We start from the raw sequence: 16,451 nt of genomic DNA on the forward strand, positions 1-16,451 counted from the left end.
GGCGGGCGGTGTATCAGCTTGCCTGGCCGCCTGCCAGGCGGGTCCCGGCGAGCCGCAACGGCAGGAGTCGCCGCCGTCGTCCGTCCTGGTCAGCCCCGGCAGCCAGCCCCCGTCCGGACCGTCAGCTTCGCCGGGTACGTCCCCGCCTGCTTCCACCGCAACCGCAGCCACCAAACCACCAGCCCTGTCTGTCGAGGCCCAGACCCGGCTCGACCAGGAGCTTATCGCCGCCGCGAAGGCCAACAATGTGGCGCTGGTTGGTGAGCTGATCGGCCGCGGCGCCAACGTGAACGCCAAGGACGCCATCCAGGATTCCGCGTTCCTCTATGCGGGGGCCGAGGGATTCAACGAGGTGCTCCAGCTGACGCTGGCGGCCGGTGCGGACGTTTCCAGCACCAACCGCTATGGCGGGACGGCACTGATCCCCGCCAGCGAACACGGCCATGTGGAGACCGTGCGCATCCTCCTGGCCGCCGGAGTGCCCGTGAACCATGTGAACAACCTGGGGTGGACCGCCATGCAGGAGGCCATCCTGCTCAACAACGGCGGCCCCAGGCAACAGGACGTGGTCCGGCAGCTGTTGGCGGCCGGCGGGGACCCCAACATCCGGGATCCCCAGGGCCGGACCGCCCTGGAAAACGCCGAACGGCTGGGTTTCGTGGAGATCGCCGACCTGATCCGGGCCCGCTAGCCGCCCTCGTACCTTCATCGATTGCTCCGTAACGGCCCTTTTGACAGCTCAAAACGGCGGTTACGGAGCAGCCGATGGTGGTGGCTAGACGGCTTCCAGGACGCTGACGTAATTGGCGATGCCCACACCGCCCATGTTCTGGACGGCGGCGCGGCGGGGGTTGGCGAGCTGCATGTCGCCGGCGGTCCCGGTGAGCTGCATGGCGGCGATGACGTGCTGGGATACGCCGGTGGCGCCGACGGGATGGCCTTTGGCCTTGAGTCCGCCGGAGACGTTGATGGGCAGCTTCCCGTCCTTGAAGACCCAGCCTTCCTGCACAGCGCGTGCGCCCTGGCCCGGTTCGGTCAGGCCCATGGCCTCGTACATGAGCAGTTCGGCGATGGTGAAGCAGTCGTGGACCTCAGCGAAGTCCAGGTCTTCAAGCCCGACGCCGGCCATCCCCAGCGCGCGCTGCCAGGACATGCGCGTGGCGGCGAAGGCGGTGGGGTCCCGGCGTTCGGCCGGGAAGAAGTCGTTCGCCTGGCCGAAGCCGGCGAGCCTTACCGGCGCAGTGGCCCCGCCGGTTGGCGAGGTGCTGAGCACAACGGCAGCGGCGCCGTCGGACACGGGGGAGCAGTCGGTGCGGCGCAGCGGATCGGCCACCATGGGGTTCTTGTCCGAGACGGTGCGGCAGAAGTCCTCGCCGAGATCCTTGCGGAGCTGGGCGTAGGGGTTGTCCACGCCGTTGCGGTGGTTCTTGGCCGCGATAGAGCCCAGCAGGTCGCCCAGCTGTCCGTCGCCGCGACCGTAGCGCTTTTCGTAGTGCTTGGCGACGTCCGCGAACAGGCCAGTGAAGCCGGTGGTGGACGTCTGGCCGGCCATGTCGTAGTCAGCGCCCAGCAGGGCGGCCCCCACAACGTCGGCGCCGGCGTGGGTCATCTTCTCGGCGCCGATCACCAGCACGGTCTTCGCTGTCCCGGCCAGCAGCGACTTAGTGCCCTGCTGGAACGCGGCCGACCCTGAGGCGCAGGCGTTCTCCACACGCGTGGCGGCGACGTTGGCCAGCTGGTCCGAGACCTGCAAGGCCAGCGAGGACGGGAACGCCAGCGGCATCATGCCGGAGTTGAACTGGCCCAGGTAGATCTCATCGATCTGGCCTGGCTCGATCCCGGCGTTGCTGATTGCCTCGGTGGCCACCTGGACGATCAGGGACTCAAGGGTTTCGTCCGTGAGCTTGCCGAACCGGCTGTGGCCCCATCCGGTGAGCAGGACATCCTTGCCGAACTGTTCCTTGAGGCTCATGCTGCCACTCCTGCGGTTTCAAGCTGGACGTCGAATGCGGCTTCGGTCTTGCCGCGAATTTCCTCCACGGTGACCCCCGGCGCAAGGCGGGTCAGCGTGAGCTGCCGCCCGCCGTCGTCGTCCGCTTCTTTAAGGTCAAAAACCGCGAGATCACTGATGATCCGGTCCACGCAACGCAGGCCGGTGAGCGGCAGGGTGCACTCGGTGACGATCTTGGCCGTGCCGTCCTTGGCGTTGTGCTCGGTCAGAACCACCACGCGCGGCGTGCCGGCCACCAGGTCCATGGCACCGCCCATGCCCTTGACCATCTTGCCGGGAATCGTCCAGTTGGCGAGATCGCCGTTGCCGGAGACCTGCATGGCGCCCAGGATGGCCACCTTGACGTGGCCGCCGCGGATCATGCCGAACGATGTGGCGGAGTCGAAGATGCTGCCGCCGGGCAGGACCGTGACGGTCTGCTTGCCGGCGTTGATGAGGTCCGCGTCTTCGTCGCCCTCATAAGGGAACGGGCCCATGCCGAGCAGGCCGTTTTCGCTCTGCAGGACCACGCGGACGCCGTCGGGCAGGTTGTTGGCCACCAGCGTGGGGATGCCGATGCCCAGATTGACGTAGTCGCCGTCGTTCAGTTCCTCGGCCGCGATGGCAGCCATTTCATCCCTGGTCCAGGCCATGGGTTTCTCCTTGGGGTTCAAAGTTTTGCGGGGCTTAAGTGTTCGTTCGCGCTGTCTGTGTGGCCGGCGGGTCAGGCGGACACAGGTGTTGAGGCGGGGACTGCTGCGGTTTCCCGGGAGCGGACGGTGCGCTGTTCAATGTCCTTGACCCGGCCGCGCGCCTGAACCAGGTGCTGGACGTATACGCCCGGGGTGACGATGTGGTTGGGATCCAGTGCGCCGGGCTCCACGATGACTTCGGCTTCGGCGATGGTCACCAAGCCGGCGGTGGCCACCACGGGGTTGAAGTTCCGGGCCGTGTAGCGGTAGATCAGGTTGCCGTCCGTGTCCGCGGTGTGCGCGTGGACCAGTGCGACGTCGGCGCGGATGGCGCGCTCCTGGACGTACGTTTCGCCGTCGAACTCTGCGAGCGGTTTGCCTTCGGCCACCAGCGTTCCCACGCCGGTCTTGGTGTAGAAGGCGGGGATGCCGGCGCCGCCGGCACGGAGGCGCTCGGCCAGGGTGCCCTGCGGGGTGAACTCCACCTCAAGCAGGCCCGCGAGGTACTGCTCGGCGAAGAGTTTGTTCTCGCCCACATACGATGCGATGACCTTGCGGACCTGGCCGGCTTCGATCAGCACGCCCAGGCCTTTCCCGTCCACGCCCATGTTGTTGGACACCACGGTCAGGTCGCGCACACCGGAATCACGCACGGCCTCGATGAGGTCCGCCGGGATGCCGCTCAGGCCGAAACCGCCGACGGCGAGCGTCATGCCGTCCTGGAGCGTTTCCGCCAGGGCCGCGGCGGCGTTGGGTTTCAGTTTGGACATTCCGTCTCCTCGTCATCGAGCGTGCAGAGCCGTTCGGGGTATCCACTTTGTGGACATAGGGCCTAGGGAAGGAGCCTAGGGCGCTCGCTGAAGCTGGTCAATGACGCAATCATGCCAGCAAGGCAGATATTTCACAGCGTGGACGGTAGGCTTTGCGGTGTCCACATTGTGGAGGATTTTTGAGAGTTGGTGGTCAGAATGGCAAATCCAGTCCAAGGGGCGCAGGTAGTGGGCCGCGTGGCGTCACTGCTGCGGCTGGTCGGCCGGAAGCCGGAGGGCAGCTCGATTGCCGGGCTGGTCCGGGAGTCCGGGCTGACCCGCCCCACCGTCCACCGGCTCCTGGCCTCCCTTGCCGCGGAAGGCCTCCTGGACCACGATGCCCGCAACGGAAACTGGATCCTGGGGCCTGAGATTTTCCTGCTGGGATCAGTGGCAGCGGCCCGCTTCCCGTTTGAAGACCTGGCCCGGCCAAGTCTCCGCCGCCTGGCGGAGGAGACCGGCGAGAGCGCGTTCTATTCCATCCGCAGGGGCCAGGAGACGGTCTGCGTGCTGCGGGAAGAGGGCAGCTTCCCGGTACGCTCCTTCGTACTGCACGAGGGAGTCCGCTTTCCACTGGGAGTGGCCTCGGCCGGGACCGCCATCATGGCGTTCCTCCCGGACGAGGAACAGGAGGCCATCCTGTCCGGCTGGGACCAGCACGCCGGCAGCTTCGCGGCAGGCCACAGCATGGACGTGGTCCGCCGGAATCTGGAACGGACCCGGCTGCATGGCTTTGCAGTGAATCCCGGCCTGGTGCTTGAGGGCAGCTGGGGAATGGGGGCTGCCGTCTTCGACCAGCTGGGCAGGCCCGTGGGCGCGCTTTCACTCACCGGCATCGAACCAAGGTTCCGGCCGGAACGGCAGGAGTTCCTCGGCAAACTGCTGATGGAGGAAGCCCACCGGATCACGTCGCTGCTGACCCGTTCGCCGGGCTCCGCCTGAACTGCTCGGCACTGCGCGGCGTCGTGTGGCTGACCCCGTTGTGGGGCACATTGACACGGACACGCCGTATTCCGGGCGGGATCGGTCCGGACAGGGTTCAAAGTGCCCCGGTTCGGCTGATAGCCCGACTGGGCCTACGTCGGCTCAGCTATTTCCACCACGTATCGAAGATAGTGACCGGCACGGTGCGCTTGTGGCGTGTGCGGAGGTACTTCTCTTCGATCAGCTCGGCCGCCGCTTCGGGGATCTCCCGGCCTTCGAGGTAGTCATCGATCTGGTCGTACGTGATTCCCAGTTCGTCCTCGTCGGTGCGTCCGGGCCTGCCGTCCAGGAGGTCCGCGGTGGGTACTTTTTCCCAGACGCGCGCAGGGGCGCCCAGTTCGGCCAGCAGTTCACGGTTCTGGCGTTTGTTGAGGCCGAACAGCGGCAGGATGTCCGCGCCGCCGTCGCCGAATTTCGTGAAGAACCCGGTGACGGACTCTGCGCCGTGGTCGGTGCCGATCACCAGGTAGTTGTGCTCCCCGGCCAGGGCGTACTGCGCGATCATCCGCGTGCGTGCCTTGGTGTTTCCCTTGTGGAAATCGGAGATGCCGTTCCCCACCGTCTTCTCGAATTCGTCCTCGAAGCCATCCACGGCGGCCGAGATGTTGAAGGTCCATTCCGTCTTGGCCTGGATGAAGTCCAGGGCGGCCCGGGCGTCGTCCTCGTCGTGCTGGACGCCGTACGGAAGGCGGACCGCCACGAAGTTGGCCTCCACGCCTTCGGCCTCCAGCTCCTCCACGGCCAGCTGGGCCAGCCTGCCGGCGAGCGAGGAGTCCAGCCCGCCCGAGATGCCCAGGACAAAGCCCTTGGTATGGGTTGCCCGGAGGTAATCCTTCAGGAAATCCACCCGCTTGCGCACCTCCCCAAGGGGGTCGATCCGGGGCTGCACGCCCATTTCTTCGATGATGGTGGCCTGGAGTTCGCGCATGTGATCCAGCCTAGTCAGCCCTGTCAACAACGCTCAACTGTGTCCACCCGAACCACCCACGTGTCCACCCGCGAACGGACACTTGGGGCCCGGGCGCGAACGGACAATTGAGCACTCAGCGCGAACGGACACTTGGGACCCCGGACCTACAGCGTTCCCGGTGCCGCTCCGGTGGAGCCGCGGACCGTGAGATGCGTAGGCATCAGGGAACGGCTGCGGCTGCCACCGCCCGCCAGCGGGTTGAGCTGGGCCAGGAGCATGGACACGGCCACCCGGCCGGCCTGTTCGATCGGCGATGTCATGGTGGTCAGCGGGGGATTGCAGAAGTCCGCGCCGAAGATGTCGTCGCAGCCCACCACGCTGATGTCCTCCGGGACCCGGATGCCGCGTTCGCGCAGCCGCTGGAGCATACCGATGGCGATGAGGTCGTTGAAGGCAATGCATGCGGTGACGCCGGAGTGCACGGCCGCATCTGCCGCGGCAGCACCTGATTGTGTCTTGGGGGCGAACGGGCCCAGCCTGCGCACTTCCACGCCGCGGTCCTCCGCGGCAGCCGACAGCGCATTCCATCGAAGAGTGCTGGATTGAGACGTGAGGGGGCCGGCCATGTAGGCGATGCGGGTGTGGCCGAGGGAAATCAGGTGGTCCAGCGCCTGGCTGGTGGCGGACGGCGTGTCAATCACGACGGCGGGAACGCCGGCTACGTCGCGGTTGATGGTCACCATGGGAATCTTGGCGGCCGCGGCCAACAGCGCCTCGTCGCTGAGCCTGGACGCGGCGACGATGATGCCGTCAGCGCTCTTGCGCAGCTGCTCCATGGTGGAGGCCTCCACCTCGTCGGACTCTTCCGTGTCCACAAGCAGCTGGGTATAACCGGCCGCCTTGAGCTGCAGCTGGGTGCCCCGGATGAGGTCAAAATAGAACGGGTTGGTGATGTCAGGCACCAGGACGCCGACGGCGCCGGTGCGGCCGGAGCTCAGCGCCTTCGCCTGGCTGTTCGGCGTGTAGTTCAATTCGGCGGCCGCGGCTTCGATCCGTGCACGCGTCCGGATGTTGACCCGGTCGGGAGTGGAAAGTGCGCGGGACACGGTGGACGCGGCCACGCCGCAGATTGCGGCGATGTCGTGGATGGTGGCAGGACGGTCTGTTCCGGCTGCTTGCATCGCCATGGCGCGCTCCTCACTGAACGGGATGACAGGGGGCTTGTGATGGTTGCCACAGCCCTGTAGCTCCTAGATTGCCACAGCCTGCAATCAATTGGCAATCGGTTGTCATTGACAGTTGACGTGTCTAGACTTAGGGCAGCACTTTTTGTGAACTGAGTCACCCGCGCGCCGGAGCGGCACCAAGGCTGTCCCGTGGCGGGCATACCTAAGGAGATTCCCGTGACCGAAGCAACAACCGAAGCAGCCAGCACAGTCTGGACGCTCTCAGGATTCGGCGATGAAGTGGATACGGACCCCGCCATCCAGGCCGCTGTCCTGCTGGCGCTTGGCGCGAACTACATTGAAGTACGCAGCGCCTGGGGCGTCAACGTCTCCGAACTGACGCCGGGGCAGGTATCCGAGCTCAAGGAACTCCTGGACGCCAAGGGCCTGAAGGTCTCAGCCGTGGCCAGCCCCATCGGCAAGGTAGACATCGGCCTGCCCGTGGAGCATGAGGTGGAGCGCCTCCGCCAGATCATCTCCGTGGCCAAGGGGCTGGATACCAAGTACATCCGGGTCTTCTCGTTCTACCGGAGTGAAACCCAGACGCCGGAGGAAATCCGCGACGACGTCATCACCCGCATGCGGGCACTGGCCGCTGAAGCCGCAAGCGCCGGCGTCGTACTCCTGCACGAGAACGAGAAGGACATCTACGGCGATACGCCGCAGCGCGTCCTGGACATCATGGAGTCCGTGGACTCGCCAGCGCTTCGCGTCGCCTGGGACAACGCCAACTTCGTCCAGGTTGGCGTCCGGCCCTACACCGATGGCTACGCCATGCTCCGCCCCTACCTCGAATACCTCCAGGTCAAGGACGCCATCATGGCCACGGGTGAGGTTGTGCCTTCCGGCCATGGCGACGGCGAACTGGACGCCACCATTGCCGCCCTGAAGGCAGACGGTTACGCAGGCTTTGCCTCACTCGAGCCGCACCTCGCCAGCCACCACGAACTGGGTGGCTTCTCCGGGCCGGTTGCCTTCGGCATGGCCGCGCGCGCCTTCGCGGTCCTTGCTGCCAAGAACGGAATTGAACTGTCGTGACGGGCCTCAAGGCCGCAGTTATCGGTTGCGGCGATGTGTCGGCGGTGCACTTTGAGGCCATCGCAAAGCTCGACGGCGCGCGGCTGGCCGGGGTCTGCGACTCGGATCCCGGCCGCCTTGCGGCTGCTGTGGCCGCCTATGGTGTCCCCGGGTTCCCTGATCACCTCAGCCTGCTCGAGGCCGTGGGACCGGATGTTGTGCACGTTACGACCCCGCACAACATGCACGCCTCCATCGCGGCGGACTGCCTTGAGCGTGGCGTGAACGTCATTGTTGAAAAGCCGCTCGCGCATACGCTCGAAGAAGGCCGCCGGCTGGTGGAGACTGCCAAGGCCTCCACTGCCAAGATCGCCGTCTGCTTCCAGAACCGCTACAACGCCACCTCGCAGGCCATGCACGCACTGCTTTCCTCCGGCGAGCTGGGCGCGGTAGTAGGGGCTTCAGCTACGGTGCTGTGGCACCGCGACGCCGACTATTACCTCAGCCGGCCGTGGCGCGGAACCTGGGCGGGGGGCGGTGGCGGGCTCATGATGAACCAGGCCATCCACACCGTCGACCTGCTGCAGTGGCTGGTGGGTGACGTCGTTTCGTTATCCGGCAACGCGGCCACCAGGTTCCTGGGGGAAACCATCGAGGTGGAGGACACCGCTGAGTTTGTTGCCGAGCATGCCAACGGTGCGCGCAGCGCCTTTTATGCCACCCTGGCCAACGCCGTCAATGCGCCGGTCACGCTGGACATCGTCACGGAGAAAGCGACTCTCAGCCTTCGTGGGGACTTGACCGTCACCTATGCGGACGGGCGCGTGGATGTGGTCCCCGAGCGTGTAATGGAGTCCGGCGGACGCGCCTACTGGGGGGTCTCACACGAGCTGCTCATCAATGACTTCTATGCCCGGCTCGGTGATGAGGGCCCGTTCTGGATCGATCCTGAAGAAGCGGAGAAATCGCTGAGGATCGTCAAGGAGATCTACCGCCAGAGCTACAAGGAGGCTGTGGCGACGGTTTCCTAGTCTTCTCGTGGCAACCGGTTTGAATACCCTTGAATTGTTTCATTTGCGGCCATTTTCGCTAAGATTGCAACAATACTGACAATCGGTTGCCAAAGTTGGCAATTATGCGTACTCTGAATCTCGAAGGCCGGTGTGGTCCACGCCACATCGGCCGAATTCGCAACTCTCACGTTCCACAGATTCAGGAGCCAACAATGAAGTTAGGTCCCAAGGCGGCAGCAGCCGCTATTCTCGTCAGCGCTGGACTGGCGCTGACGGCCTGCGGCGGCGCCGCAGGTGGCACCGGTACGGCAGCAGCCAAAACAACAACGCTGACCCTCGGAGCCGTTTCGGAAATCCGCTCCTGGGACCCGGCCCAGGCCCACGTTGGGCACGCCCTGCAGCCGTACCAGGCAGCGTATGACTCCCTGCTCCTGCGGCAGCCGGACGGCAAGCTCAGCCCCATGCTGGCCACCGAGTGGAAGTACAACGATGCCAACACTAAGCTCACCGTTGACCTCCGTACGGACGTGACCTTCAGCGACGGCGCCAAGTTCGACGCCGAAGCGGCCAAGGCGAACCTGGACCACTTCAAAAAGGCCAACGGTCCGCAGATGGCCCAGCTGACCGCGGTCTCCGACGTCGCAGTAGTGGATGCTGACACCATCGAACTGAACCTGACTACTCCGGATCCCTCCTTAGAGTTCTACCTCAGCCAGGCTGCCGGCCTAATGGGCAGCCCCAAGGCGCTGGGCACCGAAGCCATCAAGACCGAGCCCGTAGGCAGCGGCCCGTACGTCATGGACAAGGCCGCCACCGTCAAGGACTCGCAGTCTGTGTTCACCGCCCGCAAGGACTACTGGAACAAAGACCTCCAGAAGTTCCAGAAGGTCACCTTTAAGACCCTTATTGACCTGACCGCCCGCACCAACGCCCTGGTTTCGGGACAGATTGACGCCACCCTCCTGGATCCCAAGACCGGCAAACAGGCCGAAGGCGCCAAGATGAAGTTGGTAGCCACCGAGGTGGACTGGCAGGGCCTCCTCTTGCTGGACCGAGACGGTACCAAGAACCCCGCACTGGCGAACGTCAAGGTCCGCCAGGCCATCAACTACGCCTTTGACCGCAAGACCATTGTGGAACAGGTTCTCCTCGGCCAAGGCACCCCGACGTCGCAGCCGTTCGGCAAGGCCAGCGGGGCCTGGACCGAAGAGCTGGAGAACTACTACAGCTACGATCCGGCCAAGGCCAAGGCCCTCCTGAAGGAAGCCGGCTACGAGACCGGCGTCGTCATCGACCTCCCGTCGGTTCCGGGATTCGACACTCAGCTCGCGGTGATCAAGCAGCAGCTGTCCGATATCGGGATCACCCTGAACGTCGGTTCCGCCATCACCAACACATTCACTACCGATGTCGCCGCCCAGAAGTTCACCACCATGTTCTTCTCCCTCTTCCAGGGTGAGCCGTGGGTTGCTACCAACCAGATCATCTCCACGAAGGCCCTCTACAACCCGTTCAAGAACACCACGCCCGAGCTGCAGGCGAAGATCGATGCCGTCGAGAAGGGCGGCAAGGACGCTGGCAAACTGGCCCAGGAAGTGAACAAGTACGTGGTGGAGCAGGCCTGGTTCGCCCCGATGTTCCGCGTGAACCAGATGTATTACCACAACGCCAAGGTCACGGTGGAACCCCAGGTCCAGCAGGCCGTTCCGTCGATCTACAACTACTCGCCCGCGAAGTAACCCGCCAAGAAGTTACTTCGGACGTAGCCACACAAAACCGGCGCAGGTCCGGCAGCCCACCAACAGTGGGCTGTCGGATCGGGCAACCAATCCATGCCAGTTCAATGGAGCCAGCAATGATCACTTTCATCCTTAAACGCCTCGGCAGCGGACTCGTCGTCCTGTTCGCCGTCTCGATCCTCGTTTTTTCCCTGCTCTACGTATCGAGCGGCAGCATTGCGCGGAACATCCTGGGCGACCAGGCCACGCCGGATCAGCTGGCCGTGAAGGAAGCCGAGTTGGGACTCGACCAGCCCATCATCACCCGCTACTTCAGCTGGCTCGCGGGCGCCTTACAGGGGGATCTGGGAACATCCTGGTTCACCTCTGAGCCCGTCGCCCACGCGCTGGCCACGCGCATCCCGGTCACCATGACCATGGTGATTGCGGCCATGCTCCTGATCTCCATCATCGCCACCCTCATCGGCGTGGCCGCTGCAGTGAAGCGCGGCTGGGTGGACCGCGTGGTCCAGATCGGTGCCATCATCGGCGACTCCGTCCCCGGCTTTGTCATCGGCATCATCCTGGTGACCATCCTTGCTATCCAGATGGGCCTTTTCCCCGCCACCAGTACCATCTCGCCCGGTGTCGGCGCGGACGCCTGGGTGCTTTCCCTGACCCTTCCGGTGATCGCCCTACTGATCAACGGAGTGACCGGCGGTGCCCAGCAGATCCGAAGCGCCGTCATCAAGCAGCTCGAACGCGATTACGTGCGCACACTGCGCAGCCGCGGCATCGGTGAGCGCGAGGTCCTGTTCAAGCACGTCCTGCGAAGCGCCGCCCCGGCGGGACTAACCGTGCTCAGCCTGCAGCTGATCGGCATGCTCGGCGGTGTGGTCATCATCGAGCAGATCTTTGCTCTCCCCGGCATGGGGCCATTGGCCGTAGCCGCCACCAGCCAGAGTGACCAGCCAGTGGTCATGGGCGTTGTTATGTACACCGTCGCCGTTGTCATTGTGGTCAACCTCATCGTTGACCTGCTCAACGGCTGGCTTAACCCGAAGGTGCGTGCCTCGTGACCGAGTCCGTCGAAACCTCAGCCCTGACACCCGCACCCGGTACAACTGCACCGGGTACGTCAGGCCAGACCGGAACTGTCGTCCGGTCAACAGTCCTCAAACGGCTGTTTAAGAATCCCATGGGCATCATCGCCATCGCCATCCTTCTGACCATGGCCGGCATGGCCGTCTTCGCCGATGTCCTGGCCCCGTTCGATGAAAACTTCGCCAACATCTCCAAGACTCTCGCAGCCCCCGACGCGGTTAACATCCTGGGCACTGACAGCTCTGGCCGTGACGTCTGGAGCCGGCTGCTCTTCGGGGCGCAGCTGACCCTCAGCTCTGCGCTCCTGTGCGCCGCCGTCGCCATCGCGATCGGCCTGCCCGCCGGCCTCGTGGCCGGCTACTACGCCGGCAAGTTCGAAGCCGTCTCCAACTGGGTGGTCAGCATCCTCATGAGCCTGCCTGGCCTGATCGTCCTGCTGACTATCCGGGCCGCTTTCGGTCCGTCAGTCTGGATTGCCATGATCGCGTTCGGTGTGCTGATCAGCCCCTCCTACTTCCGCCTGACGCGCTCAGCGGTACAGTCGGTCCGCAACGAGCTCTACGTTGATGCCGCCCGCGTCTCCGGGCTGTCAGACCTCAGCATCATCACCCGCCACATCTTCTCCGTGGTCCGCGCGCCCATCATCATCCAGACGGCCGCGATCGCCGGCGTCGCCATCGCCATCCAGTCCGGACTCGAGTTCCTGGGCCTGGGCGATCCGGCCAAGGCCACCTGGGGTGTGATGCTCAGCGAAGGCTTCAAGAACGTCTACCTCACCCCGACGCTGCTTTTCTGGCCTGCATTTGCCATGGCGCTGACCATCGGTGCACTTGTCCTCTTGGGCAACGCCATCCGCGACGCCCTCGAAGACGGCGAAAAGATCAAGCACCGCAGGCAGAAAGCCCATCAGGCCGAAGATGCTGCCGCAGCCAGCGCCGCCAAGTCAGCGCGCAAGACCATCGCCGCCGTCGAGGCCGGAACCGAACACCACCTCGTGAAGGTGACCAACCTCGGCGTCGGTTACCCCCAGGCGGACGGATCCATCAAGAAGGTCGTGGACGACGTCTCGTTCCATGTGGATCGCGGCGAAATCCTCGGCATCGTGGGCGAATCCGGTTCGGGTAAGTCCCAGACCGCCTTCTCCATCCTGGGCCTGCTGCCGGACACCGCACGCATCGTGGGCGGGGCCATCCAGTTCGATGGCAACTACACCGTCGCGCCAGGCGACGAAAAGGTGAACCAGGAACGACTCTCCAAGCTGCGCGGCAAACGCATCTCCTACATCCCGCAGGAACCCATGAGCAACCTGGACCCCGCGTTCACTATTGGCTACCAGTTGGTGACGCCCATGGTGCGTGTCCTGGGAATCTCCAAGGCAGAGGCCACAGTGCGGGCCATGAAGCTGCTGTCCGACGTCGGCATCGTCAGCCCGGACCGGACCTTCAGGGCGTACCCCCACGAGGTCTCCGGCGGCATGGCCCAGCGCGTGCTGATTGCCGGCGCCATCAGCTGCGAACCGGACCTCATCATTGCCGATGAGCCCACCACGGCACTGGACGTTACGGTCCAGGCCGATGTGCTGGACCTGCTGCGGGACCTTCAGCGCCGGCTCGGCGTCGGCATCATCCTGGTGACCCACAACTTCGGCGTGGTGGCTGACCTCTGCGACCGTGTAGTGGTCATGCAGAACGGCCGGCTGGTGGAGGAAGGCCCCGTGCGGGACATCCTGCGCGAACCCAAGGAAACCTACACCCAGACCCTGCTGGCATCCATGCTCGAAGGCAAGGAACCCATGTCCATGCTCGTGCCCGCCACCGCGTCTGCAACTGCGTCGTCAACTGCCAAGGAGAACGTACTGTGACCGAAACTGCAGCCTTGCGCGCCGCGGAGTCAGCCCCGGCACGCCGAGAACTTCTTCGGGTGGACAACCTGGTGGTGGAGTACGCCGGCAAGGGGTTCCGGGCACGGAAATTCCGTGCCCTGACGGATATCAACATCAGCATCGGCCAGGGCGAGACCCTGGGCCTGGTAGGGGAGTCGGGCTCCGGCAAGACCACCCTCGGCCGGGCTGTGCTGGGACTCGCGCCCGTGAGCGGCGGCAAGATCACCTTCGAAGGCCAGGACATCAGCCACGCCACACGCAAACAGCGCCGCGTCCTGAGCCGCGACATGCAGGTGGTCTTCCAGGATCCGTACACCTCCTTGAACCCCGCCCTGGAGATCGGCGACATCCTTGCCGAACCGCTGGGCGTCCAGGGCATGGAACAAGCAGCAGCCAAGAAGCGTGTCAAAGAACTCCTGGACCAGGTGGGCCTGCCGTCAGACGCCATCCACCGTCTCCCGCGGGAATTCAGCGGTGGCCAGCGCCAGCGCGTGGCCATCGCCCGTGCACTGGCCCTGTCCCCGAAGCTCATCGTCTGTGATGAGCCTGTCAGTGCCCTGGACCTCTCCACCCAGGCACGGGTCCTGGATCTGTTCCTGCAGATCCAAAGAGACACCGGGGTGTCCTACCTTTTTGTCTCCCACGACCTTGACGTGGTCCGCCACATCAGCCACCGTGTAGCCGTGATGTACCGCGGAGAAATTGTGGAGCAGGGCCCGGCCGACGTCGTCACCCGCGACCCCGAACACCCCTACACCCAGCGGCTGCTGCTCGCTTCCCCGGTGCCGGACCCGGACCGCCAGGAAAAGCGCCGCGCTGACCGGCACCGGCTGCTTGAAGAGCAGCGCATGCAGGCCGAACAGGCTGGCGTCCCCGCCTAAGGCCGGACCAGACTTTATACAACAGCGAACAAACCATGGAGGAAAAAGTGGCCAAAATTGGCGTACAGGCAATGATGCTGAAGGACAGCTTCACCGAAATCGGGGCGTTCGAAACGCTCCGCAAGGTCAGCGGGATCGGCTACAACGCCGTCGAGATCTCCCAGATCCCGATGACGCCGGAAAACGTCGCCGAGCTGGACCGCTCCCGCAGCGAGCTGGGCATGGACATCGCGGCCCTGTCCGTGGCCATGGAAACCCCCAAAGGACGGCCCGGCGACTCCCTGGCAGAGCACTTCGACAAGATTGTGGACGATGCCAAGCGGCTGGATTCGAAACTGCTGCGGATCGGCATGCTGCCGTTCCCCGCGATGAAGTCGATCGGCGCCGTGGTTGACTTCGCCAAGCAGGCCAACGAATACGCCGAACGGCTGCAGGAGCAGGGCCTGGGCCTGTACTACCACAACCACCACATCGAGTTCGCGAAGTTCGACGGCCAGTACATGCTGGACATCATCGCCGAGAACTCCCCGGCCATGGGCATGGAAATCGACGTGCACTGGGTACAGCGCGGCGGCCTGGACCCGGTCCGTACCCTCGAAAAATACGCCGGCCGCACGGCCATGGTCCACCTCAAGGACTACCGCATCGGCGAACTGCCCGAGTCCGCCTTCGGAATGCTGGACTCCGGCGACGTCGCCGGATTCATGGCGGAGTTCAAGAACGTCGTCCAGTTCGCCGAAGTTGGGGAAGGCAACCTCGACTTCGCCTCCATCATCCCGGCCGCGCAGGCCGCCGGCGCGCAGTACCTGCTGGTGGAGCAGGACGAACTCTACGGCCGCACGGTCTGGGAAGCGCTGCAGACCTCCTACGACAACCTGGTTGCCATGGGCCAGTCCGAACTCTTCTAACCAGACCGCTTCTGGTTTCGACAAGCTCAACCAACGAAACACAAGCTCAACCGACGGAACACAAGCCCACCAACGAAGAAGGATAAATAACTGTGAGCAAGAAAGTACGCCTCGGCATCATCGGCCTGGGCCAGCAGGGCGGCGCCTACGCCAAGTTCATCACGGACGGCATGGTCCCCAACATGGTGATCGGGGCCATCTGCGACACCGATCCGGCCAAGAAGGAACTCGCCTCCGCCACGTACCCGGACGCTCCCTTTTATGACGACTACATCGCCATGCTGGAAAGCGGAGACGTTGACGCCGTCGTGACCTGCGTGCCGCACTTCCTGCACCCGGAAATGGGCATCGAGACTCTCAAGCGCAACATCCACGCGCTGGTGGAGAAGCCGGCAGGCGTCTACACCAAGCAGGTCAAGGAACTGAACGAGTTCGCGGCCTCCAAGCCGGAACTCTCCTTCGGCATCATGTTCAACCAGCGCAACAACCCGCTGTACAAGAAGCTCAAAGAGATTGTGGAAAACGGCGAGATCGGCAAGATCCGCCGCAGCAACTGGATCATCACTAACTGGTGGCGCCCCCAGGGCTACTACAACTCCAGCGAATGGCGCGCAACGTGGGGCGGCGAAGGTGGCGGCGTCCTGGTCAACCAGGCTCCGCACCAGTTGGACCTGTGGCAGTGGATCTGCGGCGTGCCGAAGTCCGTCTACTCCAAGGTTTCCTTCGGCTTCCGCCGCGACATCGCCGTCGAAGATGAAGTCACCGCAGTAGTTGACTACGGAGACGGCGTCACCGGCGTATTTGTCACCGCCACGCACGATCTGACCGGGACTGACCGCTTCGAGATCCTGGGCGACCAGGGCAAGATCGTCGTCGAGGGCAGCAAGACCGCCACCGTGACGCGCCTGCACAAGCCGGAGCGCGAACTCAGCGACGGCATGGGCATGGACGATGTCCGCAAGCTCTTTATGGGCGAGCTGAACCCGGAGCAGTACTACACCACCGAGGTCATCGAATTTGAGTCCGTCTGGGGTGGGCAGCACGCCGGTGTCCTGGAGAACTTCGCCGCCAACATCCTGGACGGCACACCGCTGCTGGCTCCGGGCTCGGACGGCATCAACGGAGTCCGCCTGGCCAACGCCATCCACCTCTCCGCCTGGACCGGTAAGGAAGTTGGACTGGACTTCGACGAGAACGAGTTCCTCGCCGAGCTCAATAAGCGCATCGCCGAAGAGGGCAAGTTCCCGCAGCGCACGTAACCTCCCGGGTCAGCAGCGAAGCTGAGGTAGCAGCTGTGGCCGTTTTGGACCATCAAAA

The 16,451-nt window shown here is 64.4% G+C and carries 15 protein-coding genes; 10 read left to right on the forward strand and 5 right to left on the reverse strand.

Annotation, left to right across the window (positions count from 1 at the left end; genetic code table 11):
- Positions 1-85: 85 nt before the first annotated feature.
- A complete protein-coding gene (locus tag V6M49_RS01945; protein WP_442959688.1) occupies positions 86-691 on the forward strand; it encodes an ankyrin repeat domain-containing protein in 606 nt (201 codons plus the stop codon).
- An 84-nt stretch (positions 692-775) separates the two neighbouring features.
- Here V6M49_RS01945 and V6M49_RS01950 read toward each other — a convergent pair whose 3' ends face one another.
- The 3 genes from V6M49_RS01950 to V6M49_RS01960 form a co-directional block, all read right to left on the reverse strand.
- Complete coding sequence (locus V6M49_RS01950) at positions 776-1,972, reverse strand: acetyl-CoA acetyltransferase (RefSeq protein WP_332759750.1); 1,197 nt, start codon at positions 1,970-1,972, stop codon at positions 776-778.
- Positions 1,969-2,643: a CoA transferase subunit B gene (locus V6M49_RS01955; RefSeq protein WP_332759752.1), complete on the reverse strand. Its 675-nt coding sequence runs from the start codon at positions 2,641-2,643 to the stop codon at positions 1,969-1,971. Before V6M49_RS01955 ends, V6M49_RS01950 begins: the two co-directional genes overlap by 4 nt.
- A gap of 71 nt (positions 2,644-2,714) precedes the next feature.
- Positions 2,715-3,452, reverse strand: coding sequence for a CoA transferase subunit A (locus tag V6M49_RS01960; RefSeq protein WP_141139306.1), 738 nt, complete (start codon positions 3,450-3,452; stop codon positions 2,715-2,717).
- Between the two features lie 198 nt (positions 3,453-3,650).
- Between V6M49_RS01960 and V6M49_RS01965 the strand changes: the two genes are divergently transcribed.
- Positions 3,651-4,433 (forward strand): IclR family transcriptional regulator, encoded by a 783-nt coding sequence (locus V6M49_RS01965; protein ID WP_141139307.1) that lies wholly within the window; start codon positions 3,651-3,653, stop codon positions 4,431-4,433.
- A 148-nt stretch (positions 4,434-4,581) separates the two neighbouring features.
- On the opposite strand, the gene nadE is transcribed toward V6M49_RS01965, so the two are convergent.
- Together nadE and V6M49_RS01975 are read right to left on the reverse strand one after the other, a co-directional pair.
- The gene (gene nadE / locus V6M49_RS01970) at positions 4,582-5,403 is read right to left on the reverse strand and encodes an ammonia-dependent NAD(+) synthetase (RefSeq protein WP_141139308.1); all 822 of its coding nucleotides are present in this window, start codon (positions 5,401-5,403) and stop codon (positions 4,582-4,584) included.
- Positions 5,404-5,549: 146 nt separating this feature from the next.
- Complete coding sequence (locus tag V6M49_RS01975; protein WP_141141937.1) at positions 5,550-6,566, reverse strand: LacI family DNA-binding transcriptional regulator; 1,017 nt, start codon at positions 6,564-6,566, stop codon at positions 5,550-5,552.
- 222 nt (positions 6,567-6,788) lie between these two features.
- On the opposite strand from V6M49_RS01975, the gene V6M49_RS01980 reads away from it, so the two are divergent.
- The 8 genes from V6M49_RS01980 (at position 6,789) to V6M49_RS02015 (ending at position 16,393) form a co-directional block, all read left to right on the forward strand.
- Positions 6,789-7,649: a sugar phosphate isomerase/epimerase family protein gene (locus tag V6M49_RS01980; RefSeq protein WP_332759758.1), complete on the forward strand. Its 861-nt coding sequence runs from the start codon at positions 6,789-6,791 to the stop codon at positions 7,647-7,649.
- Positions 7,646-8,659 (forward strand): Gfo/Idh/MocA family protein, encoded by a 1,014-nt coding sequence (locus V6M49_RS01985; RefSeq protein WP_332759760.1) that lies wholly within the window; start codon positions 7,646-7,648, stop codon positions 8,657-8,659. Before V6M49_RS01980 ends, V6M49_RS01985 begins: the two co-directional genes overlap by 4 nt.
- Positions 8,660-8,853: 194 nt before the next feature.
- Positions 8,854-10,380: an ABC transporter substrate-binding protein gene (locus tag V6M49_RS01990; protein WP_332759762.1), complete on the forward strand. Its 1,527-nt coding sequence runs from the start codon at positions 8,854-8,856 to the stop codon at positions 10,378-10,380.
- 116 nt (positions 10,381-10,496) lie between these two features.
- Complete coding sequence (locus tag V6M49_RS01995) at positions 10,497-11,438, forward strand: ABC transporter permease (RefSeq protein WP_141139312.1); 942 nt, start codon at positions 10,497-10,499, stop codon at positions 11,436-11,438.
- Complete coding sequence (locus tag V6M49_RS02000) at positions 11,435-13,324, forward strand: dipeptide/oligopeptide/nickel ABC transporter permease/ATP-binding protein (protein ID WP_141139313.1); 1,890 nt, start codon at positions 11,435-11,437, stop codon at positions 13,322-13,324. The genes V6M49_RS01995 and V6M49_RS02000 overlap by 4 nt, the downstream gene beginning before the upstream one ends.
- Positions 13,321-14,226 (forward strand): ATP-binding cassette domain-containing protein, encoded by a 906-nt coding sequence (locus V6M49_RS02005; RefSeq protein ID WP_332759763.1) that lies wholly within the window; start codon positions 13,321-13,323, stop codon positions 14,224-14,226. The genes V6M49_RS02000 and V6M49_RS02005 overlap by 4 nt, the downstream gene beginning before the upstream one ends.
- A 47-nt stretch (positions 14,227-14,273) precedes the next feature.
- Positions 14,274-15,134: a sugar phosphate isomerase/epimerase family protein gene (locus V6M49_RS02010; RefSeq protein ID WP_332759764.1), complete on the forward strand. Its 861-nt coding sequence runs from the start codon at positions 14,274-14,276 to the stop codon at positions 15,132-15,134.
- A gap of 92 nt (positions 15,135-15,226) precedes the next feature.
- Complete coding sequence (locus V6M49_RS02015; RefSeq protein ID WP_141139314.1) at positions 15,227-16,393, forward strand: Gfo/Idh/MocA family protein; 1,167 nt, start codon at positions 15,227-15,229, stop codon at positions 16,391-16,393.
- The last annotated feature ends 58 nt before the right edge of the window (positions 16,394-16,451 follow it).

The sequence above is a fragment of the Pseudarthrobacter sp. genome (assembly GCF_036675385.1).
Taxonomy (GTDB): Bacteria; Actinomycetota; Actinomycetes; order Actinomycetales; family Micrococcaceae; genus Arthrobacter.

Bases quoted from the DNA above. Each gene is read 5' to 3' on its own strand.
- V6M49_RS01960 (WP_141139306.1), bottom strand. From the start codon at position 3,452: ATGTCCAAACTGAAACCCAACGCCGCCGCGGCCCTGGCGGAAACGCTC.
- V6M49_RS01990 (WP_332759762.1), top strand. From the start codon at position 8,854: ATGAAGTTAGGTCCCAAGGCGGCAGCAGCCGCTATTCTCGTCAGCGCT.
- V6M49_RS01995 (WP_141139312.1), top strand. From the start codon at position 10,497: ATGATCACTTTCATCCTTAAACGCCTCGGCAGCGGACTCGTCGTCCTG.
- V6M49_RS01965 (WP_141139307.1), top strand. From the start codon at position 3,651: ATGGCAAATCCAGTCCAAGGGGCGCAGGTAGTGGGCCGCGTGGCGTCA.
- V6M49_RS01975 (WP_141141937.1), bottom strand. From the start codon at position 6,566: ATGCAAGCAGCCGGAACAGACCGTCCTGCCACCATCCACGACATCGCC.
- nadE (WP_141139308.1), bottom strand. From the start codon at position 5,403: ATGCGCGAACTCCAGGCCACCATCATCGAAGAAATGGGCGTGCAGCCC.
- V6M49_RS01955 (WP_332759752.1), bottom strand. From the start codon at position 2,643: ATGGCCTGGACCAGGGATGAAATGGCTGCCATCGCGGCCGAGGAACTG.
- V6M49_RS01950 (WP_332759750.1), bottom strand. From the start codon at position 1,972: ATGAGCCTCAAGGAACAGTTCGGCAAGGATGTCCTGCTCACCGGATGG.